Genomic DNA, 13,624 nt, shown 5'->3' with positions numbered 1-13,624 from the left:
ACCGCGGCTGAGAGGCGGCGGGATGCTCGGCGCGAGCATCCCGCGCATCACACCCGAGCGCTCTTGCTGCCCTTCAGCGCCGGGATGACGTGCTCGCCGTAGACGCGCAGCGTCTCCTCCTTGTTGTCGTGCTGGAGGTAGCCGGCGAACTGGTCGACCCCGAGCTCGCGCAGGGCTTCGAGCTTGTCGATGTGGTCTTTCGCATCCCCCAGCACGCAGAAGCGGTCGACGATCTCGTCGGGCACGAAGTCGACGTGGTCGTTGTGCGCCTTGCCGTGCGAGTTGTAGTCGTAGCCCTGCCGGCCCGCGATGTAGTCGGTGAGGGCCTTCGGCACGTCGGAGCTCTCGCCGTGCTTCGCGACGATGTCGGCGACGTGGTTGCCGACCATGCCGCCGAACCAGCGGGTCTGGTTGCGCATGTGATCCCAGTCGGTGCCGATGTACATCGGGGCTGCCACGCAGAACTTCACGCTCATCGGGTCGCGCCCGCGGAGCCGGCCGCGGTGCGCACGGTCTCGATCATCCACTTGGCGATATCGAGGTCGGCCAGCTGCAGGATGAACCCGTCACCGACCTCGCCGGTGAGCTTCAGGGCGAGCGGGCCGTACGCGGCCACCCAGACCTCGAGCTCGCTGCCGTGGCTCCACGGAAACTGCAGCGTCGAGCCGTTGTACTCGACGGCCCGCGAATTGCCGAGCTCGCGGATGACGTGGATCGCCTCCCGCAGCTCGGCGAGCGTCGTCGGCTTGCCGTTCGTCACGCGCACCGCCGAGTCGCCGCGGCCGATGCCGCAGATCGTGCGGTTGCCGTACAGCTCGTTGAGGGTCGCGAAGACGCTCGCCGTCACCGTCCAGTCGCGCGTCGCGGGATTGGTCACGAAGGGCCCGACCGTGATGCGCGTCGTCTCGGCCAGGATCTTCGAGTAGATGACGTACGGCTCCTGCCACAGGATGTGGCTGTCGAACGTCCAGACGTGGCTGAACCCGTACTGCTCCGCCAGCTTGGCGAGGTGCACCGTGCGGCTGGCGGGCGGGTTGGTCTGCAGAACAGCGCCGAAATCCATGGATGCTCGTCTCTCGTCGTTCGCGGGCTGTCGGTTGTCGCTACACCAGGTACTGGCTCAGGCCGCGGCGCAGGTACTGCCCGTGCCCGGCCCGCCCGTGGAACTGGTCGTTCTGGATGACGACCGAGCCGCGCGAGATCACCGTGTCGACCTTGCCGTCGATCTCGAAGCCCTCCCACGCGGCGTGGTCCATGTTCATGTGGTGCTTCTTGCCCGTGGGGTTGCCGTTCTCGTCGACGGGCATGCCGATCGAGGTGTGGCCGTTCGGGTCGTAGACGACGATGTCGGCGTCGGCTCCGGGCGCGATGACGCCCTTCTTGCCGTAGAGGCCGAACATGCGCGCCGGCGTGGTGCTCGTGATCTCGACCCAGCGCTCGAGGGTCAGCTCGCCCGTGACGACGCCCTGATACATCAAGTCCATGCGGTGCTCGATCGAGCCGATGCCGTTCGGGATCTTCGAGAAGTCGCCAAGGCCGAGCTCTTTCTGACCCTTCATGCAGAACGGGCAGTGATCGGTCGACACCATCTGGAGGTCGTTGGTGCGCAGCGACTGCCACATGTGGTCCTGGTGGCCCTCGGCGCGCGAGCGCAGCGGCGTCGAGCACACCCACTTGGCGCCCTCGAACGCGCCGTACTTCTCGCTCACCGCGCCCAGCTGCTCTTCGAGCGACAGGTAGAGGTACTGCGGGCACGTCTCGCCGAACACGTTCTGGCCGCGGTCGCGCGCCGCGGCGAGCTGCTCGACGGCCTGCTTGGCGCTCACGTGCACGACGTAGAGCGGAGCGCCGGTGAGGTGCGCGAGCATGATCGCCCGGTGCGTCGCCTCCTCCTCCATCTGCCAGGCGCGCGCGACTCCGTGGAAGTACGGGTCGGTCTTGCCCTGCTCGAGCAGCTGCGCCACGAGCACGTCGATGGCGGGGCCGTTCTCGGCGTGCATCATCGTCATGAGCCCGTGCTCGGCGGCCACCTGCATCGCGCGGAGAATCTGCGCGTCGTCGGCGTAGAAGACGCCGGGGTACGCCATGAACATCTTGTAGCTCGTGATGCCCTCGTCGATGAGCTTCGGCAGAGCATCCAGCGAATCGGCGTCGACGCCGCCCACGATCTGGTGGAAGCCGTAGTCGATCGCGCAGTTGCCGCCCGCCTTCTCGTGCCAGGCGGCGAGCCCGTCGAACACCTTCTGGCCGGCCGTCTGCACGGCGAAGTCGATGATGCTCGTCGTGCCGCCCCAGGCGGCGGCGATCGTTCCGGTCTCGAAGGTGTCGATCGCGGCGGTGCCGCCGAACGGCAGCTCCATGTGGGTGTGCGCGTCGATGCCGCCGGGGATCACGTACTTGCCGGTCGCGTCGATGACGGTGTCGACGGATGCCGTCAGGTCGTGGCCGAGCAGGGTCGAGCCGGGCGCGAGCACGGCGACGATGGTCTCGCCGTCGACGAGCACGTCGGCCGCGCCGCGGCCGGTGGCGGAGACGACGGTTCCGCCGCGGATGAGCATGGTGGTCATCGGGCCTCCTTAGGGCTTCACCGTCGCGGTGTACGACTCGGGCCGGCGGTCGCGGTAGAACTGCCAGCTGTTGCGCACCTCGCGGATGAGGTCGAGGTCGAGGTCGCGGATGACGATCTCGGTCTGGTCTTGGCTCGCGACCTCGCCGACGTAGTTGCCGCGGGGGTCGACGAAGTAGCTCGAGCCGTAGAACGTCACGGCGAGGTCGCCGAACTCGTCGCTCTCGGTGCCGATGCGGTTGTTGGCGCCGATGAAGTACTGGTTCGCGGCCGCGGCGGCGGGCTGCTCGAGCTCCCAGAGGCGGTTCGAGAGGCCGGGCTTGGTCGCGCTCGGGTTGAACACCAGCTCGGCGCCGTTGAGCCCGAGCTCGCGCCATCCCTCGGGGAAGTGCCGGTCGTAGCAGATGTACACGCCGACCTTGCCGACGGCCGTGTCGAACACGGGGTAGCCGAGGTTGCCGGGGCGGAAGTAGAACTTCTCCCAGAACCGGTCGAGGTTCGGGATGTGGTGCTTGCGGTACTTGCCGAGGATCGTGCCGTCGGCATCCACCACCACCGCGGTGTTGTAGTAGACGCCGGGCATGTCCTCCTCGTAGATCGGCAGGACGATGACCATCTTCAGCTCTTTGGCCAGCTTCACGAAGCGCTGCACCGTCGGGCCGTCGGCGGGCTCGGCGTAGTCGTAGTACTTCGCGTCTTCGATGATGCCGAAGTAGGGGCCGTAGAAGAGCTCCTGGAAGCAGATGATCTGGGCGCCCTGCGCGGCGGCGTCGCGCGCGAACTGCTCGTGCTTCGCGATCATCGACTCCTTGTCGCCCGTCCAGGTGGTCTGGGTGATGGCGGCACGGATGGTGCTCATGGATGCTTCCCCTCTTCTTCGTTGAACTGGGGCCAGTGTGCGGGACGAGCGTTTCCGGCTCGTTTCCGCCCAGTGACGCGTGAGGCACACCATAGGGCGGCTCTGCGCGGAGGTACAGCGACACGCACATATGAGCACAACTGACCGCCGCTAGCGTGGAGCGCATGAGGATCGTCGTGCTCGCGGGCGGAGTCGGAGGGGCGCGGTTCGTGCGCGGGCTGCGCGAAGCGGTGCGCTGGTGGCATCCCGAGGCCGCGATCGACGTGATCGTCAACACGGGCGACGACTGGTGGCTGGGGGGCCTGCGCATCACACCCGACCTCGACTCGCTGCTGTACACGCTCGCCGGGCAGAACGACGAGCAGCGCGGCTGGGGGCGCGTCGGCGAGAGCGAGCGCGTCGCGGCCGAACTGCAGGCCTACGGCGTGACGCCCGAGTGGTTCACGCTCGGCGACCTCGACCTCGGCACGCACATCGCGCGCACGGCCTGGCTGCGGTCGGGCGCCTCGCTGTCGGAGGTCGTCGCGCGCCTGCAGCAGCGCTGGGACCTCGGCGGCGTGCGCCTGCACCCCGCCACCGATGACGAGGTCGACACCCACGTCTGGGTCGCCTCGGATGCGGGCGGTGAGCACGACCTGCACTTCCAGGAGTGGTGGACCCGCTACCGCGCCCAGCTGCCGGCGCTGCGGTTCGAGCAGCGCGGGCTCGCGGCGGCGCGGCCCTCGGCGGGAGCCCTCGCGGCGCTCGAGGCGGCCGATGTCGTGATCATCGCGCCGTCGAACCCGGTGGTATCGATCGGCACGATCGTGAGCATCCCGGGCATGCGCGATGCGCTGCGCGCTGTCGCCGCACCGATCGTCGGGGTTTCGCCGATCATCGCCGGAGCCGCGGTGCGCGGCATGGCCGACGCGTGCCTCGCGGCGATCGGCGTGGCGACGGATGCCGGCGCGGTCGCCCGGCTGTACGGCCCCCGGTCGGGCGTCGGCGCTGCCGTCGGCGCAGGGCCAGCGCAGCCGGGCCTGCTCGACGCCTGGCTCGTCGACGAGGCGGACGCGGCGGTCGTCGACGGCCTGCGCGCCGACGGCATCGCGACGGATGCGGTGCCGCTGTGGATGCGCGACCTCGACTCGGCCGCCGCCCTCGCCGAGGCGGCCCTGCAGGCCGGGCTCGCCCGTCGGAGCGCGTCGTGAGCGACGGACGCGGGGTGGCGGCACCGATCGCCGCCGATGCGCTGCTCTTCGACAACGACGGCACCCTGGTCGACACGACGAGTGCGGTCGACCGGGCCTGGCACGACTTCGCCGTGCATCACGGTGTCGACCCCGAGGCGGTGCTCGCGGTCGCGCACGGGGTGCGGGCCGATGAGACGATCACGCGGTTTCTGCCCGAGAGCGAGCGAGCGGCGGCGGCCGCCTGGCTCGATGCGCGCGAGCTCGAGCTCGTGCACGAGACCGTCGCGCTGCCGGGCGCCCAAGAGTTTCTCGAGCGACTGGTCGAGCTCGGTGCACCCTGGGCGATCGTGACCTCGGCGAGCGCCCTGCTCGCGCACGCGCGCCTCGACGCGGCCGGGCTGCCGACGCCGCCCGTGCTCGTGACGGCGGACGACGTCGCGGTCGGCAAGCCCGACCCGGCCTGCTACCTGCTCGCGGCCAGCCGTCTCGGGGTCGACCCGGCGAGCTGCATCGTCGTCGAGGACGTCGGCGCCGGGCTGCGGGCCGGTCGCGCGGCGGGCGCGCGCGTCGTGGTGCGCGGCGACTACGCGGGCCCCGAGACCGCCGGTCTCGACCGCATCGCCGACTACACGCGGGCGACCATCTCCCTGCACGCCACGAGCCCGCGCGTACGCGGTCACTGGTGAGCTGAAGCGCACCACCTCGCCTGCCGGAGCGCTGTCTCGAGCGAGACGGCGATCCGCGTTCCCGAAGCGCGATCCTCGTCGCCCCAGTGCGCCACGACGGGGCGATCGGTCACGAAGCGATGGCCGCCCCGCCCGAGGGCGATGTGCAGTGTGCCGTCGATCCGGTGGTCAGCGGGGTCGAGCACGCCATGGTGCACGAGGGCGCTGACGCACGCGAGCGGGCCCCCGGCAGCCCACGCAGCGCGCGCGTCAGGGGGAACCGTCGCCGCGGCGTACCAGCCGGTGCGGACGCGGTCGAGGTAGCCATAGTGCAGGGCGAACCAGAAGCTCGTCTCGTCGCCGTCGGTCGCCGCGAGCAGCTCCCGCCGTGACGCGATGCCGCCGAGCTGCCGCAGCACGAGCTCGAACCGCCGAAACCCCGCGAACTCGTAGCCCGGCGGAGCCGGCCTCCCCGGCCCGGGCACCTCGGGGTGGAGAGCGGGGTCGATCGGGCGTCGGAGCATCCGTCGAGCCTGAGGGCAGCGACCCCCCGAAGCGCCCCGATGACGGCTGACGGTACCGACCAGACGAGCGAGCGAAGGGTGCGGAGGGGACGTGGAAGGCCGAGCGGTCGTCCCAAGGGCAAACCCCGACCGCCCCTTCCAGATCTGCGGATGCAGATGAAGAAGGTTCGTTCTGATCCGCAGTTCTGGAAGGGACTCAGACACAATGCCGATACGCGCGTGCAAGACTCGCAGCAACGCCGATCAGAGGGAGGCCACGCGTGTCATTCGGAGCGATCGCTCCCCTGCTGGCTCTCGGGTTCGCCGCCGTGCTGGTGGTCGGGATCGCCGTTCGGCTCGTGACGGCGGCGCGCACACGAACGACGAGGACTGATGGCGAGCGCTGAGCGCGGAGTGGTCCGATGAACGCCGGAAGCGTGCTGCGGTTCATCCTGATCCTCTTCCTGATCGCGGTCGCGATCGGCATGGTCGTGCGGCTCGCGCACGGGGTGCGTCAGCGGTGGCGCGACCGGCGAACGCGCGGCGACGGAGGCGGGCGCGGGTAGGGTGAGGGTTCCATGAACGCGAGCGACGCATCCGGAACCGACGGCGGGTTCGTGCCGACCGCCTCGGCGATCTCGCGGGCCCTGAAGCGGGCCGAGAGCGGCGTGACGCTCGACGCGACCGAGGCCGAGACGCTGCTGCACTGCCGCGGCGACGACCTCGACCGCCTGCTGGCCGTCGCCGGGCGGGTGCGGGATGCGGGGCTCGAGCGCGCCGGACGCCCCGGCGTCATCACGTACTCGCGCAAGGTGTTCATCCCCCTCACGCACCTCTGCCGCGACCGCTGCCACTACTGCGTGTTCGTGCAGACTCCCAACCAGCTCGCCGCGCAGGGCAAGACCCCCTACCTCTCCCCCGACGAGGTGCTCGAGATCGCGCGCCACGGCGCGGCGCTCGGCTGCAAGGAGGCGCTCTTCACCCTCGGCGACCGCCCGGAGGACCGCTGGCCCGCCGCCCGCGAGTGGCTCGATGCCCGCGGGTACGACTCGACTCTCGACTACCTGCGCAGCGTGGCGATTCTCGTGCTCGAGGAGACCGGGCTGCTGCCGCACCTCAACCCCGGCGTGATGAGCTGGCAGGAGCTGCAGCGCCTCAAGCCCGTCGCGCCCAGCATGGGCATGATGCTCGAGACGACGAGCAAGCGCCTGTTCGAGACGCGCGGCCTCGCCCACTTCGGCTCCCCCGACAAAGACCCCGAGCTGCGGCTGCGGGTGCTGGAGGACGCAGGGCGCAGCGCGATCCCGTTCACGACTGGGCTGCTGCTGGGCATCGGCGAGACCTACGCCGAGCGCGTCGACGGCATGTTCGCCATCCGGGCGACCGCACGGCGGCACGGGCACATCCAGGAAGTCATCATCCAGAACTTCCGCGCCAAGCCGCGCACGGCCATGCGCGCCGCCGACGATCTCGCCCTGCAGGAGTACATCGCCGCCGTCGCCGTCAGCCGCCTCGTGCTCGGGCCGAGCGCGCGCGTGCAGGCGCCGCCGAACCTCACCGACGCCGAAGAGCTCGGGCTGCTCATCCGTGCCGGCATCGACGACTGGGGCGGTGTCAGCCCGCTGACGCCCGACCACGTCAACCCCGAGCGCCCCTGGCCGCAGATCGACGAGCTCGCGCGCCTCACCGCCGAGAGCGGCTTCACGCTGCACGAGCGGCTCACCGCCCACCCCCACTACGTGCGCGCCGAAGAGCCCTGGCTCGACCCGCGCATCGTGCCGCACGTGCGCGCGCTCGCTGGCCCCGACGGGCTCGCCGACGAGTCAGCCCTGCTGCGGGGCATCCCGTGGCAGGAGCCCGACCCCGACTGGGCGAGCCGCGCCGGAACGGGACGCACCGACCTGCACGTCGCGATCGACACCGAGGGCCGGCGCACCGAGACCCGCAGCGACGTCGACGAGGTGTACGGCGACTGGGCCGAGTTGCGCGAGCGCACGGTCGACGCCCGCACCCGCACGGTCGCCGTGAGCACGGGCGTCGCTGCCGTGCTGCGCAAAGCAGAGGATGCCCCCGCCGGGCTCAGCGACGCCGACTACCTGACCCTGCTGCAGGCCGACGGCGCCGACCTCGACGCGGTCGCCGACCTCGCCGACCGGGTGCGGCGCGACACGGTCGGCGACGAGATCGGCTACGTCGTCAACCGCAACATCAATTTCACCAACGTCTGCTACACCGGCTGCCGCTTCTGCGCCTTCGCGCAGCGCCGCACCGATGCCGACGCCTACACGCTGTCGATGCAGCAGGTCGGCGACCGGGTCGATGAGGCCTGGGCGCTCGGTGCGACCGAGATCTGCATGCAGGGCGGCATCCACCCCGACCTCCCCGGCACCGCCTATTTCGACCTCGCCCGCGAGGTGAAGAGCCGCCAGCCGGGCATCCACCTGCACGCCTTCAGCCCCATGGAGATCGTCAACGGCTCCGCCCGCACGGGGCTCTCGTTCGCCGAGTTCCTCACCGCGGCGAAGGAGGCCGGGCTCGACACGATCCCCGGCACCGCCGCCGAGATTCTCGACGACGAGGTGCGCTGGGTGCTCACCAAGGGCAAGCTGCCCGCCGCGGAGTGGATCGAGATCGTCTCCACCGCGCATCGGCTGGGCATCCGGTCATCGAGCACCATGATGTACGGGCACGTGGATGCTCCGCCCCACTGGGTCGCCCACCTGCGCACCCTCGCGCGCGTGCAGGACGACACCGGCGGCTTCACCGAGTTCGTGCTGCTGCCCTTCGTGCACGCGAGCTCGCCGATCTACCTCGCGGGCGTGGCCCGCCCCGGCCCGACGCCGCAGGAGAACCGCGCGGTGCACGCCGTCGCGCGCCTGATGCTGCACGGACGCATCGACCACATCCAGACCTCGTGGGTGAAGCTCGGCGACGACGGCACGCGGCTCATGCTGCGCGGCGGCGCCGACGACCTCGGCGGCACCCTCATGGAGGAGACGATCAGCCGCATGGCCGGCGCCGACAACGGCTCGGAGAAGACGGTCGCCGAGCTCGAGGCCCTCGCCGCCTCGATCGGGCGGGTCGCCCGGCAGCGTACGACGACGTACGGCTCGCCCGCACCCGAGCGGGTCGCCGTCGCCCAGGCGCACCGCGAGCAGGGCTACGCCGCGACGGGCCGTCGACTGACCCTGACTGTTGCCGAGGTGCGATCGGGAGGATAGTGGGGGCCATGTCCACCATGGTCTTCATCAACGTCCCCGTCACCGACGTCGCTCGCGCGACCGCCTTCTACGAGGCGCTCGGCTGGCGCCTCAACCCGATGTTCTCCGACGAGAACGCCTCGTGCATCGTCGTGAGCGACACCATCTACGTCATGCTGCTGACCTACGAGTTCTTCGGCAGCTTCATCCCCGGCCATGCGGTGGCGGATGCTCGCGCGGCGATCGGCGCGCAGTACGCGCTCAGCTGCGACAGCCGTGAGGATGTCGACGCCCTCGTCGCCCGCGCCGTCGAGGCCGGCGGCACCCCGTTCGAGCCGCGCGACCTCGGCTTCATGTACAGCCGAGCGTTCCAGGACCCGGACGGCACCTACTGGGACCCGTTCTGGATGGACCCGGCCGCCGCCGAGCAGGGCCCGCCCGCCGCGTAGGCCGCTACAGCAGGGCGGCCGTGCGCGGCCCGAGCAGCACCGCGCCCGCCGCGGCGAGCGCCGCGAGGGCGGCGAGCTGCGCGGGCGTGTCGACGTCGCGGCGCAGGCCCGAGCGCTCGGGAACGTCGAGCTCGACGTAGCCGGCGTCGCGGTGCGCCTCGGCCGAGCCCGCGCCGAAGCGCAGGGCGTGCGGCAGGCCGGCGGCGGCCGTGACGAGCGTCGTTCCCGCGCCCTCGGCGTCGGGCACAAAGGCCCAGTGGTGCTCGCTCGCCGCGACCAGCGCGGCGTCGAGGTCGGCGGGCTGCAGGGCCGGCAGGTCGCCGAGCAACACGGCCGTCGGGCTCGCCGGATCGGCCGCCGCGAGCCCCGCTCCGATCGCCACGAGCAGCCCGAAGCCGGGGTCGTCGACCACGCGCACCCCCGGCAGCGCCTCGGGCAGCGAGCCGACGACGATGAGCTCGCCGACCTCGCGCGCACCTCGGGCCGCCGACACCGTGTCGAGGGCGATCGCGGCGGCGAGGGCGGCGCGCCGGGCATCCGCCTTGGCCCCGCCGTCGCCCGCGAGCCGGCTCTTCGCGCTCGCCGCATCGCGCACGGGGATCACGAGGGAGACGCGCGCAGACACCCGGCCAGCCTAGGTCGCGAGCGGAGCGGCCGGCAGCCGCTCGTCGGCGGGCGTGCGGTCGAGCAGCGAGACCGGTGCCACGACCGCGAGCGCACGGCGCCAGCGGGGCGCGCTCGCGCGGAGGGCCGCGAGCAGCACCGCGATGTCGGCGGCGGCGGCGCGTCCCCGCGGGGCGGCGTAGGCGCGCTGCTCGAGCGCCGCGCGCTCGGCGGCGAGCGCGGCGAGCGCGGCGGGATCCGCGACCCAGCGCGCGGCCCACGCCTCGGCGAGCGCGCGCGGCGTGCTCGTCTCCTCGGCGGCCAGCCCCAGGTCGCGGGCCGTGTCACGCAGCTCTCGCCAGCGGTCGAGCGCATCCGGCGAGCGGCGTCGGTGTGCGCGGCGGATCGCGCGCCACACCCCGGGAACGGCGAGCAGCAGCACGAGCAGCGCGAGCAGGGCCGCGGCGAGCGGGCGGGCATCCGCACTCCCGGCAACGAGGCCGCCGGCCGACGGGCCGTCGAGCGTGCCGTCGGAGCCGCCGTCGATGAGGTCGAGCGGGTCGGCCGCATCGGACGCGTCGGGGTCGGGGGCATCCGAGGCGGCTGGATCGGCCGGGCTCGACGGCGCTGCCGTCGGCTCGATCGGCTCGCCCGTCTCGGGGTCGATCGCGGGCTCCTCCCCCGGCGCCGGCACGTCGTCGCTCGCGTATGCCGGTGTGGCGCCGCGCGAGGGCGTCGGCTCGAAGCGCACCCAGCCGATGCCATCGAAGTGGATCTCTGGCCACGAGTGCAGATTGTCGGTCGTGACAACGTACTCACCCGGAACCTCTGGGTTCCTCGTTCCCGGAGTGAAACCCACGGCGAGCCGAGTGGGGAGACCGAGGGAGCGCGCCATCAGAGTCATTGCCGTGGAAAACTGCACGCAGTACCCGGCACGAACCCTGAGGAATTCAGCGACGATATCGGCCCCTGTGCCGTCGTACCCGAATTCAACGGGCGCTTCCTCGGAGTACTCGAAGTCGCCGCTGGTGAAGAACCGTTGCAATGCTCGTGCCTGGTCATAGGGCGACGGTCCCTCGGCGTTCGCGGCAATGGCGGCGGCGGTGTCAACGACGAACGGTTCCAGCTCAGGAGGAAGGACACGATAACGGTCCAGTCCCTCCTCGGAGACCGTTGCAACGCGCAATTGCTCGGGAGTTGGTTCCGCGACAAGGCTCTCGACGTCGTATGTTCCACCTCGGAACGTTCCGTCGACGGCACCGACAGTGATGCCCTGCGGGTCGACCACCCACGAACCCGAGAGTCCCGTGATCTCAACAGGCGCCGCCGGCAGGGGCACCCAGCGTGACCGCACGTTTTGGAGTTGAATGGTTGTGTCGATGGTTCTCGTCGCAACGTCGTCACCCAGCCACAACGGCGGCCCCACTCGACCCGGAACGATGGCCTCTCCTCCGACAACGGGCTGAACGGTTTGCCCCTCGAAGTCGGCAAGATGCGACAGCGTCAGGTACAGTCCGCCCCCCGCGTCTGTCGTGTAGCGCAACACCTCGACGGGGGTATCTCGTCGTAGGTCATTGCCGAGTTCAAGCACCGGATTGATGCCTGTAACAAGACCTGCAATACCCACCCCCGGCAGCCCTGACCCCACGACAACCGGGGGTAGCAGGGGCGGGACCAGGAGCGCTGCCACCAGGACCGCCGCCGCCACAGACATCGCACGGCCAGCGGCGGCGGCCCCGCCGCTCGCGGCCGGGCGGTGCAGCGCGAGGGCGAGCAGGTAGGCGGCCGCGGTCGCGAGCACCGAGAGCACGGGCAGGGCGCCGGGCGCGAGCACGATCGGCACGGCGAGGATTCCGAGCAGCGGCACCGCGGTGAACGCGGGTCGACGACTGTGCACGAGCACGCCGTCGACCATGATCGCGAGGCCCGCGAGCCCCAAGGCCATGAGGAAGCGGATGCCGTCGTCGGCCGCCGCCGGGATCGACTGCTCGGCGATCGAGAGCTCTCCCGCGGCGATGAGCTCGGCGAAGCGCGCCGCCGTGCCGGGGAGCGGCACGATGCCGAGCAGTGCCGTGTCGGCCGCGAAGAGCAGCGTGAGCGCGAGCAGGGCGGCGACGAGCGCGGCGGCCGCGGCCCAGACGGCGGCCCAGCGCCGCACGAGCCGGCGCGTGATGGCGGCCGCGGCGACCGCGACCGCAGCGACGGCGAGCACGGTCGGCCCCCAGAGCCCCTCGTCGAGGATCGCGCTGAACCCCGTGACCGCCGCCGCGACCGCGAGCAGCGCGACGCCGCTGAGGGCGAACGAGCCGCGCGGCGCGGCCTCAGCGCGCTCAGCCACGACCCGCCCCCGTCGCGATGGCCCAGTCGGGCAGGGCGTCGTGCCGCTCGCCGAGCAGGGCGAGCCAGGCGTCGTCAGGTGTGCGCCCGATGCTCACGCGCGCCGTCGTCCAGCCCGAGCGCTCGAACGCGGTGCGGACGGGGTCGGGGTCGAGCTCACCGGGGTGCGGCGCGGGAGCGCCCGCGAGCAGGATGACGGCGGGGGCGCGCGGGGAGCGCTGCGCGAGCATCCAGCGCACCGTCTGGTCGTCGGGCGCGCTCGCAATGGCGACGACGGGCGGCGCCCCGGGCGCGGAGCGCTCATCGAGGTCGCCCGCACGGTCGCCGAGGGCCAGCCGAGCGAGTTCACCGAGCACGTCGCCGACCGGGCCGTCGGCGGCGGGCGCATCGGCGACTCGGGGGGTGGGCGTCACGAGCTCGACCGTGTAGCCGCGCTCGGCGAGGTGCACCGCCGCCGAGGCCGCCATGCGCACGACCCACTCGAAGGTCGCGCTCGAGGAGGTGCGCGTCGACCGGGCGCTCGCGTCGCGCACGAGTCGCGCGTCGAGGTACCCGAGCGACTGCGCGTCGACCACGAGCCGGGCGTGTGGACCCGCCTGCGGCTCACCCTGCCGCACCATGAGCTCGCCCTGCCGCGCCGTCACGCGCCAGTGCACGCGGCGCAGGGCGTCGCCGTCGCGGTACTCGCGCGTCACGACGTCGTCGTCGGCGCGCTCACGCGAGCGGGCCGTGCGCGGCCCCGCCTCGGTGGAGGGGTCGGGCACGGGGCCGGCGGGCAGCGGCGTGACCTCAGGCAGCACGAGCTGGGCGACAACAGCGCGCGTGTCGGTGACCCGCAGTGCGAGGGCGAAGGGGTCGCGGTCTTCGATGAGCAGCGGCCCGACGGTCTGCAGGCCGCGCCGCGCGGGCCAGTAGCGGTAGCCGATACTGCCCGGACGCGTGGCGGTCACCTCGCGCAGGCGCCCGGGGCCCGCGTAGCCGGGGGCCATGGGTACGTGTTCGATCCACTCGGCGGCCCGAGCCCGACCGCTGACGGTCACGCTCACCTGCACGGGCTCGCCCTCGGTCGCGACCACCGGGTCGAGCTGACGGCCCACCCGCACGCGGGGCCGCGAGCTCGCCACGGCCGCGAGCGCGATGAGGGGCGCCGCCCCTGCGATCGCCGCGATCGGCAGCAACTCGGGCCGCTCGAGCACGTATGCGAGCGCGATGAGGCCCACCGCGACCACGAGGAACGCGATGCCGCGAGCCGTCAGTCGAGGCACGCAGG

General features: G+C 72.0%; 11 protein-coding genes and 1 pseudogene. 5 read left to right on the top strand and 7 right to left on the bottom strand.

Features of this window, described 5'->3' with window-relative positions; translation table 11 throughout:
- Positions 1–47 precede the first annotated feature (47 nt).
- The 3 genes and pseudogenes from BJ959_RS11170 to BJ959_RS11160 all read right to left on the bottom strand — a co-directional run bounded on the left by BJ959_RS11170 (position 48) and on the right by BJ959_RS11160 (position 3,425).
- A pseudogene (locus tag BJ959_RS11170) lies at positions 48–1,063 on the bottom strand (TIGR03842 family LLM class F420-dependent oxidoreductase).
- A gap of 40 nt (positions 1,064–1,103) precedes the next feature.
- On the bottom strand, positions 1,104–2,567 hold the full coding sequence (gene hydA, locus BJ959_RS11165) for a dihydropyrimidinase (RefSeq protein ID WP_153981910.1): 1,464 nt from the start codon (positions 2,565–2,567) through the stop codon (positions 1,104–1,106).
- A gap of 9 nt (positions 2,568–2,576) precedes the next feature.
- The gene (locus BJ959_RS11160; protein WP_153981909.1) at positions 2,577–3,425 is read right to left on the bottom strand and encodes a nitrilase-related carbon-nitrogen hydrolase; all 849 of its coding nucleotides are present in this window, start codon (positions 3,423–3,425) and stop codon (positions 2,577–2,579) included.
- A gap of 164 nt (positions 3,426–3,589) precedes the next feature.
- On the opposite strand from BJ959_RS11160, the gene cofD reads away from it, so the two are divergent.
- Together cofD and BJ959_RS11150 are read left to right on the top strand one after the other, a co-directional pair.
- Positions 3,590–4,615, top strand: coding sequence for a 2-phospho-L-lactate transferase (gene cofD, locus BJ959_RS11155; protein WP_153981908.1), 1,026 nt, complete (start codon positions 3,590–3,592; stop codon positions 4,613–4,615).
- Positions 4,612–5,283: an HAD-IA family hydrolase gene (locus BJ959_RS11150; protein ID WP_341799871.1), complete on the top strand. Its 672-nt coding sequence runs from the start codon at positions 4,612–4,614 to the stop codon at positions 5,281–5,283. The genes cofD and BJ959_RS11150 overlap by 4 nt, the downstream gene beginning before the upstream one ends.
- Here the strand turns inward: BJ959_RS11150 and BJ959_RS11145 are convergent.
- Positions 5,274–5,786, bottom strand: coding sequence for a hypothetical protein (locus BJ959_RS11145; RefSeq protein WP_153981907.1), 513 nt, complete (start codon positions 5,784–5,786; stop codon positions 5,274–5,276). The two genes, BJ959_RS11150 and BJ959_RS11145, sit on opposite strands and share 10 nt — an antisense overlap.
- Positions 5,787–6,187: 401 nt before the next feature.
- Here BJ959_RS11145 and BJ959_RS11140 point away from each other — a divergent pair, with 401 nt between their 5' ends.
- The 3 genes from BJ959_RS11140 to BJ959_RS11130 are packed head-to-tail and all read left to right on the top strand — an operon-like array spanning position 6,188 to position 9,414.
- Positions 6,188–6,331, top strand: coding sequence for a hypothetical protein (locus tag BJ959_RS11140; RefSeq protein WP_153981906.1), 144 nt, complete (start codon positions 6,188–6,190; stop codon positions 6,329–6,331).
- 12 nt (positions 6,332–6,343) lie between these two features.
- Positions 6,344–8,986 carry a bifunctional FO biosynthesis protein CofGH gene (locus BJ959_RS11135; RefSeq protein WP_153981905.1) on the top strand — a complete coding sequence of 881 codons (2,643 nt, stop codon included), beginning with the start codon at positions 6,344–6,346 and terminating at the stop codon, positions 8,984–8,986.
- An 8-nt stretch (positions 8,987–8,994) separates the two neighbouring features.
- The gene (locus BJ959_RS11130) at positions 8,995–9,414 is read left to right on the top strand and encodes a VOC family protein (protein ID WP_153981904.1); all 420 of its coding nucleotides are present in this window, start codon (positions 8,995–8,997) and stop codon (positions 9,412–9,414) included.
- 4 nt (positions 9,415–9,418) lie between these two features.
- Here BJ959_RS11130 and cofC read toward each other — a convergent pair whose 3' ends face one another.
- The 3 genes from cofC to BJ959_RS11115 are packed head-to-tail and all read right to left on the bottom strand — an operon-like array spanning position 9,419 to position 13,619.
- A complete protein-coding gene (gene cofC, locus BJ959_RS11125; RefSeq protein ID WP_153981903.1) occupies positions 9,419–10,039 on the bottom strand; it encodes a 2-phospho-L-lactate guanylyltransferase in 621 nt (206 codons plus the stop codon).
- 9 nt (positions 10,040–10,048) lie between these two features.
- On the bottom strand, positions 10,049–12,355 hold the full coding sequence (locus BJ959_RS11120; protein WP_153981902.1) for a transglutaminaseTgpA domain-containing protein: 2,307 nt from the start codon (positions 12,353–12,355) through the stop codon (positions 10,049–10,051).
- The gene (locus tag BJ959_RS11115; protein WP_153981901.1) at positions 12,348–13,619 is read right to left on the bottom strand and encodes a DUF58 domain-containing protein; all 1,272 of its coding nucleotides are present in this window, start codon (positions 13,617–13,619) and stop codon (positions 12,348–12,350) included. The genes BJ959_RS11120 and BJ959_RS11115 overlap by 8 nt, the downstream gene beginning before the upstream one ends.
- Between the last annotated feature and the right edge of the window lie 5 nt (positions 13,620–13,624).

Source organism: Microcella frigidaquae (assembly GCF_014200395.1).
GTDB classification, from domain to species: Bacteria; Actinomycetota; Actinomycetes; order Actinomycetales; family Microbacteriaceae; genus Microcella; species Microcella frigidaquae.
The sequence above is the reverse complement of the archived record's forward strand: the minus strand, read 5'-3'. Positions and strand labels throughout refer to the sequence as shown.

Bases quoted from the DNA above. Each gene is read 5' to 3' on its own strand.
- hydA (WP_153981910.1), bottom strand. From the start codon at position 2,567: ATGACCACCATGCTCATCCGCGGCGGAACCGTCGTCTCCGCCACCGGC.
- BJ959_RS11160 (WP_153981909.1), bottom strand. From the start codon at position 3,425: ATGAGCACCATCCGTGCCGCCATCACCCAGACCACCTGGACGGGCGAC.
- cofD (WP_153981908.1), top strand. From the start codon at position 3,590: ATGAGGATCGTCGTGCTCGCGGGCGGAGTCGGAGGGGCGCGGTTCGTG.
- BJ959_RS11145 (WP_153981907.1), bottom strand. From the start codon at position 5,786: ATGCTCCGACGCCCGATCGACCCCGCTCTCCACCCCGAGGTGCCCGGG.
- BJ959_RS11140 (WP_153981906.1), top strand. From the start codon at position 6,188: ATGAACGCCGGAAGCGTGCTGCGGTTCATCCTGATCCTCTTCCTGATC.
- BJ959_RS11135 (WP_153981905.1), top strand. From the start codon at position 6,344: ATGAACGCGAGCGACGCATCCGGAACCGACGGCGGGTTCGTGCCGACC.
- BJ959_RS11130 (WP_153981904.1), top strand. From the start codon at position 8,995: ATGTCCACCATGGTCTTCATCAACGTCCCCGTCACCGACGTCGCTCGC.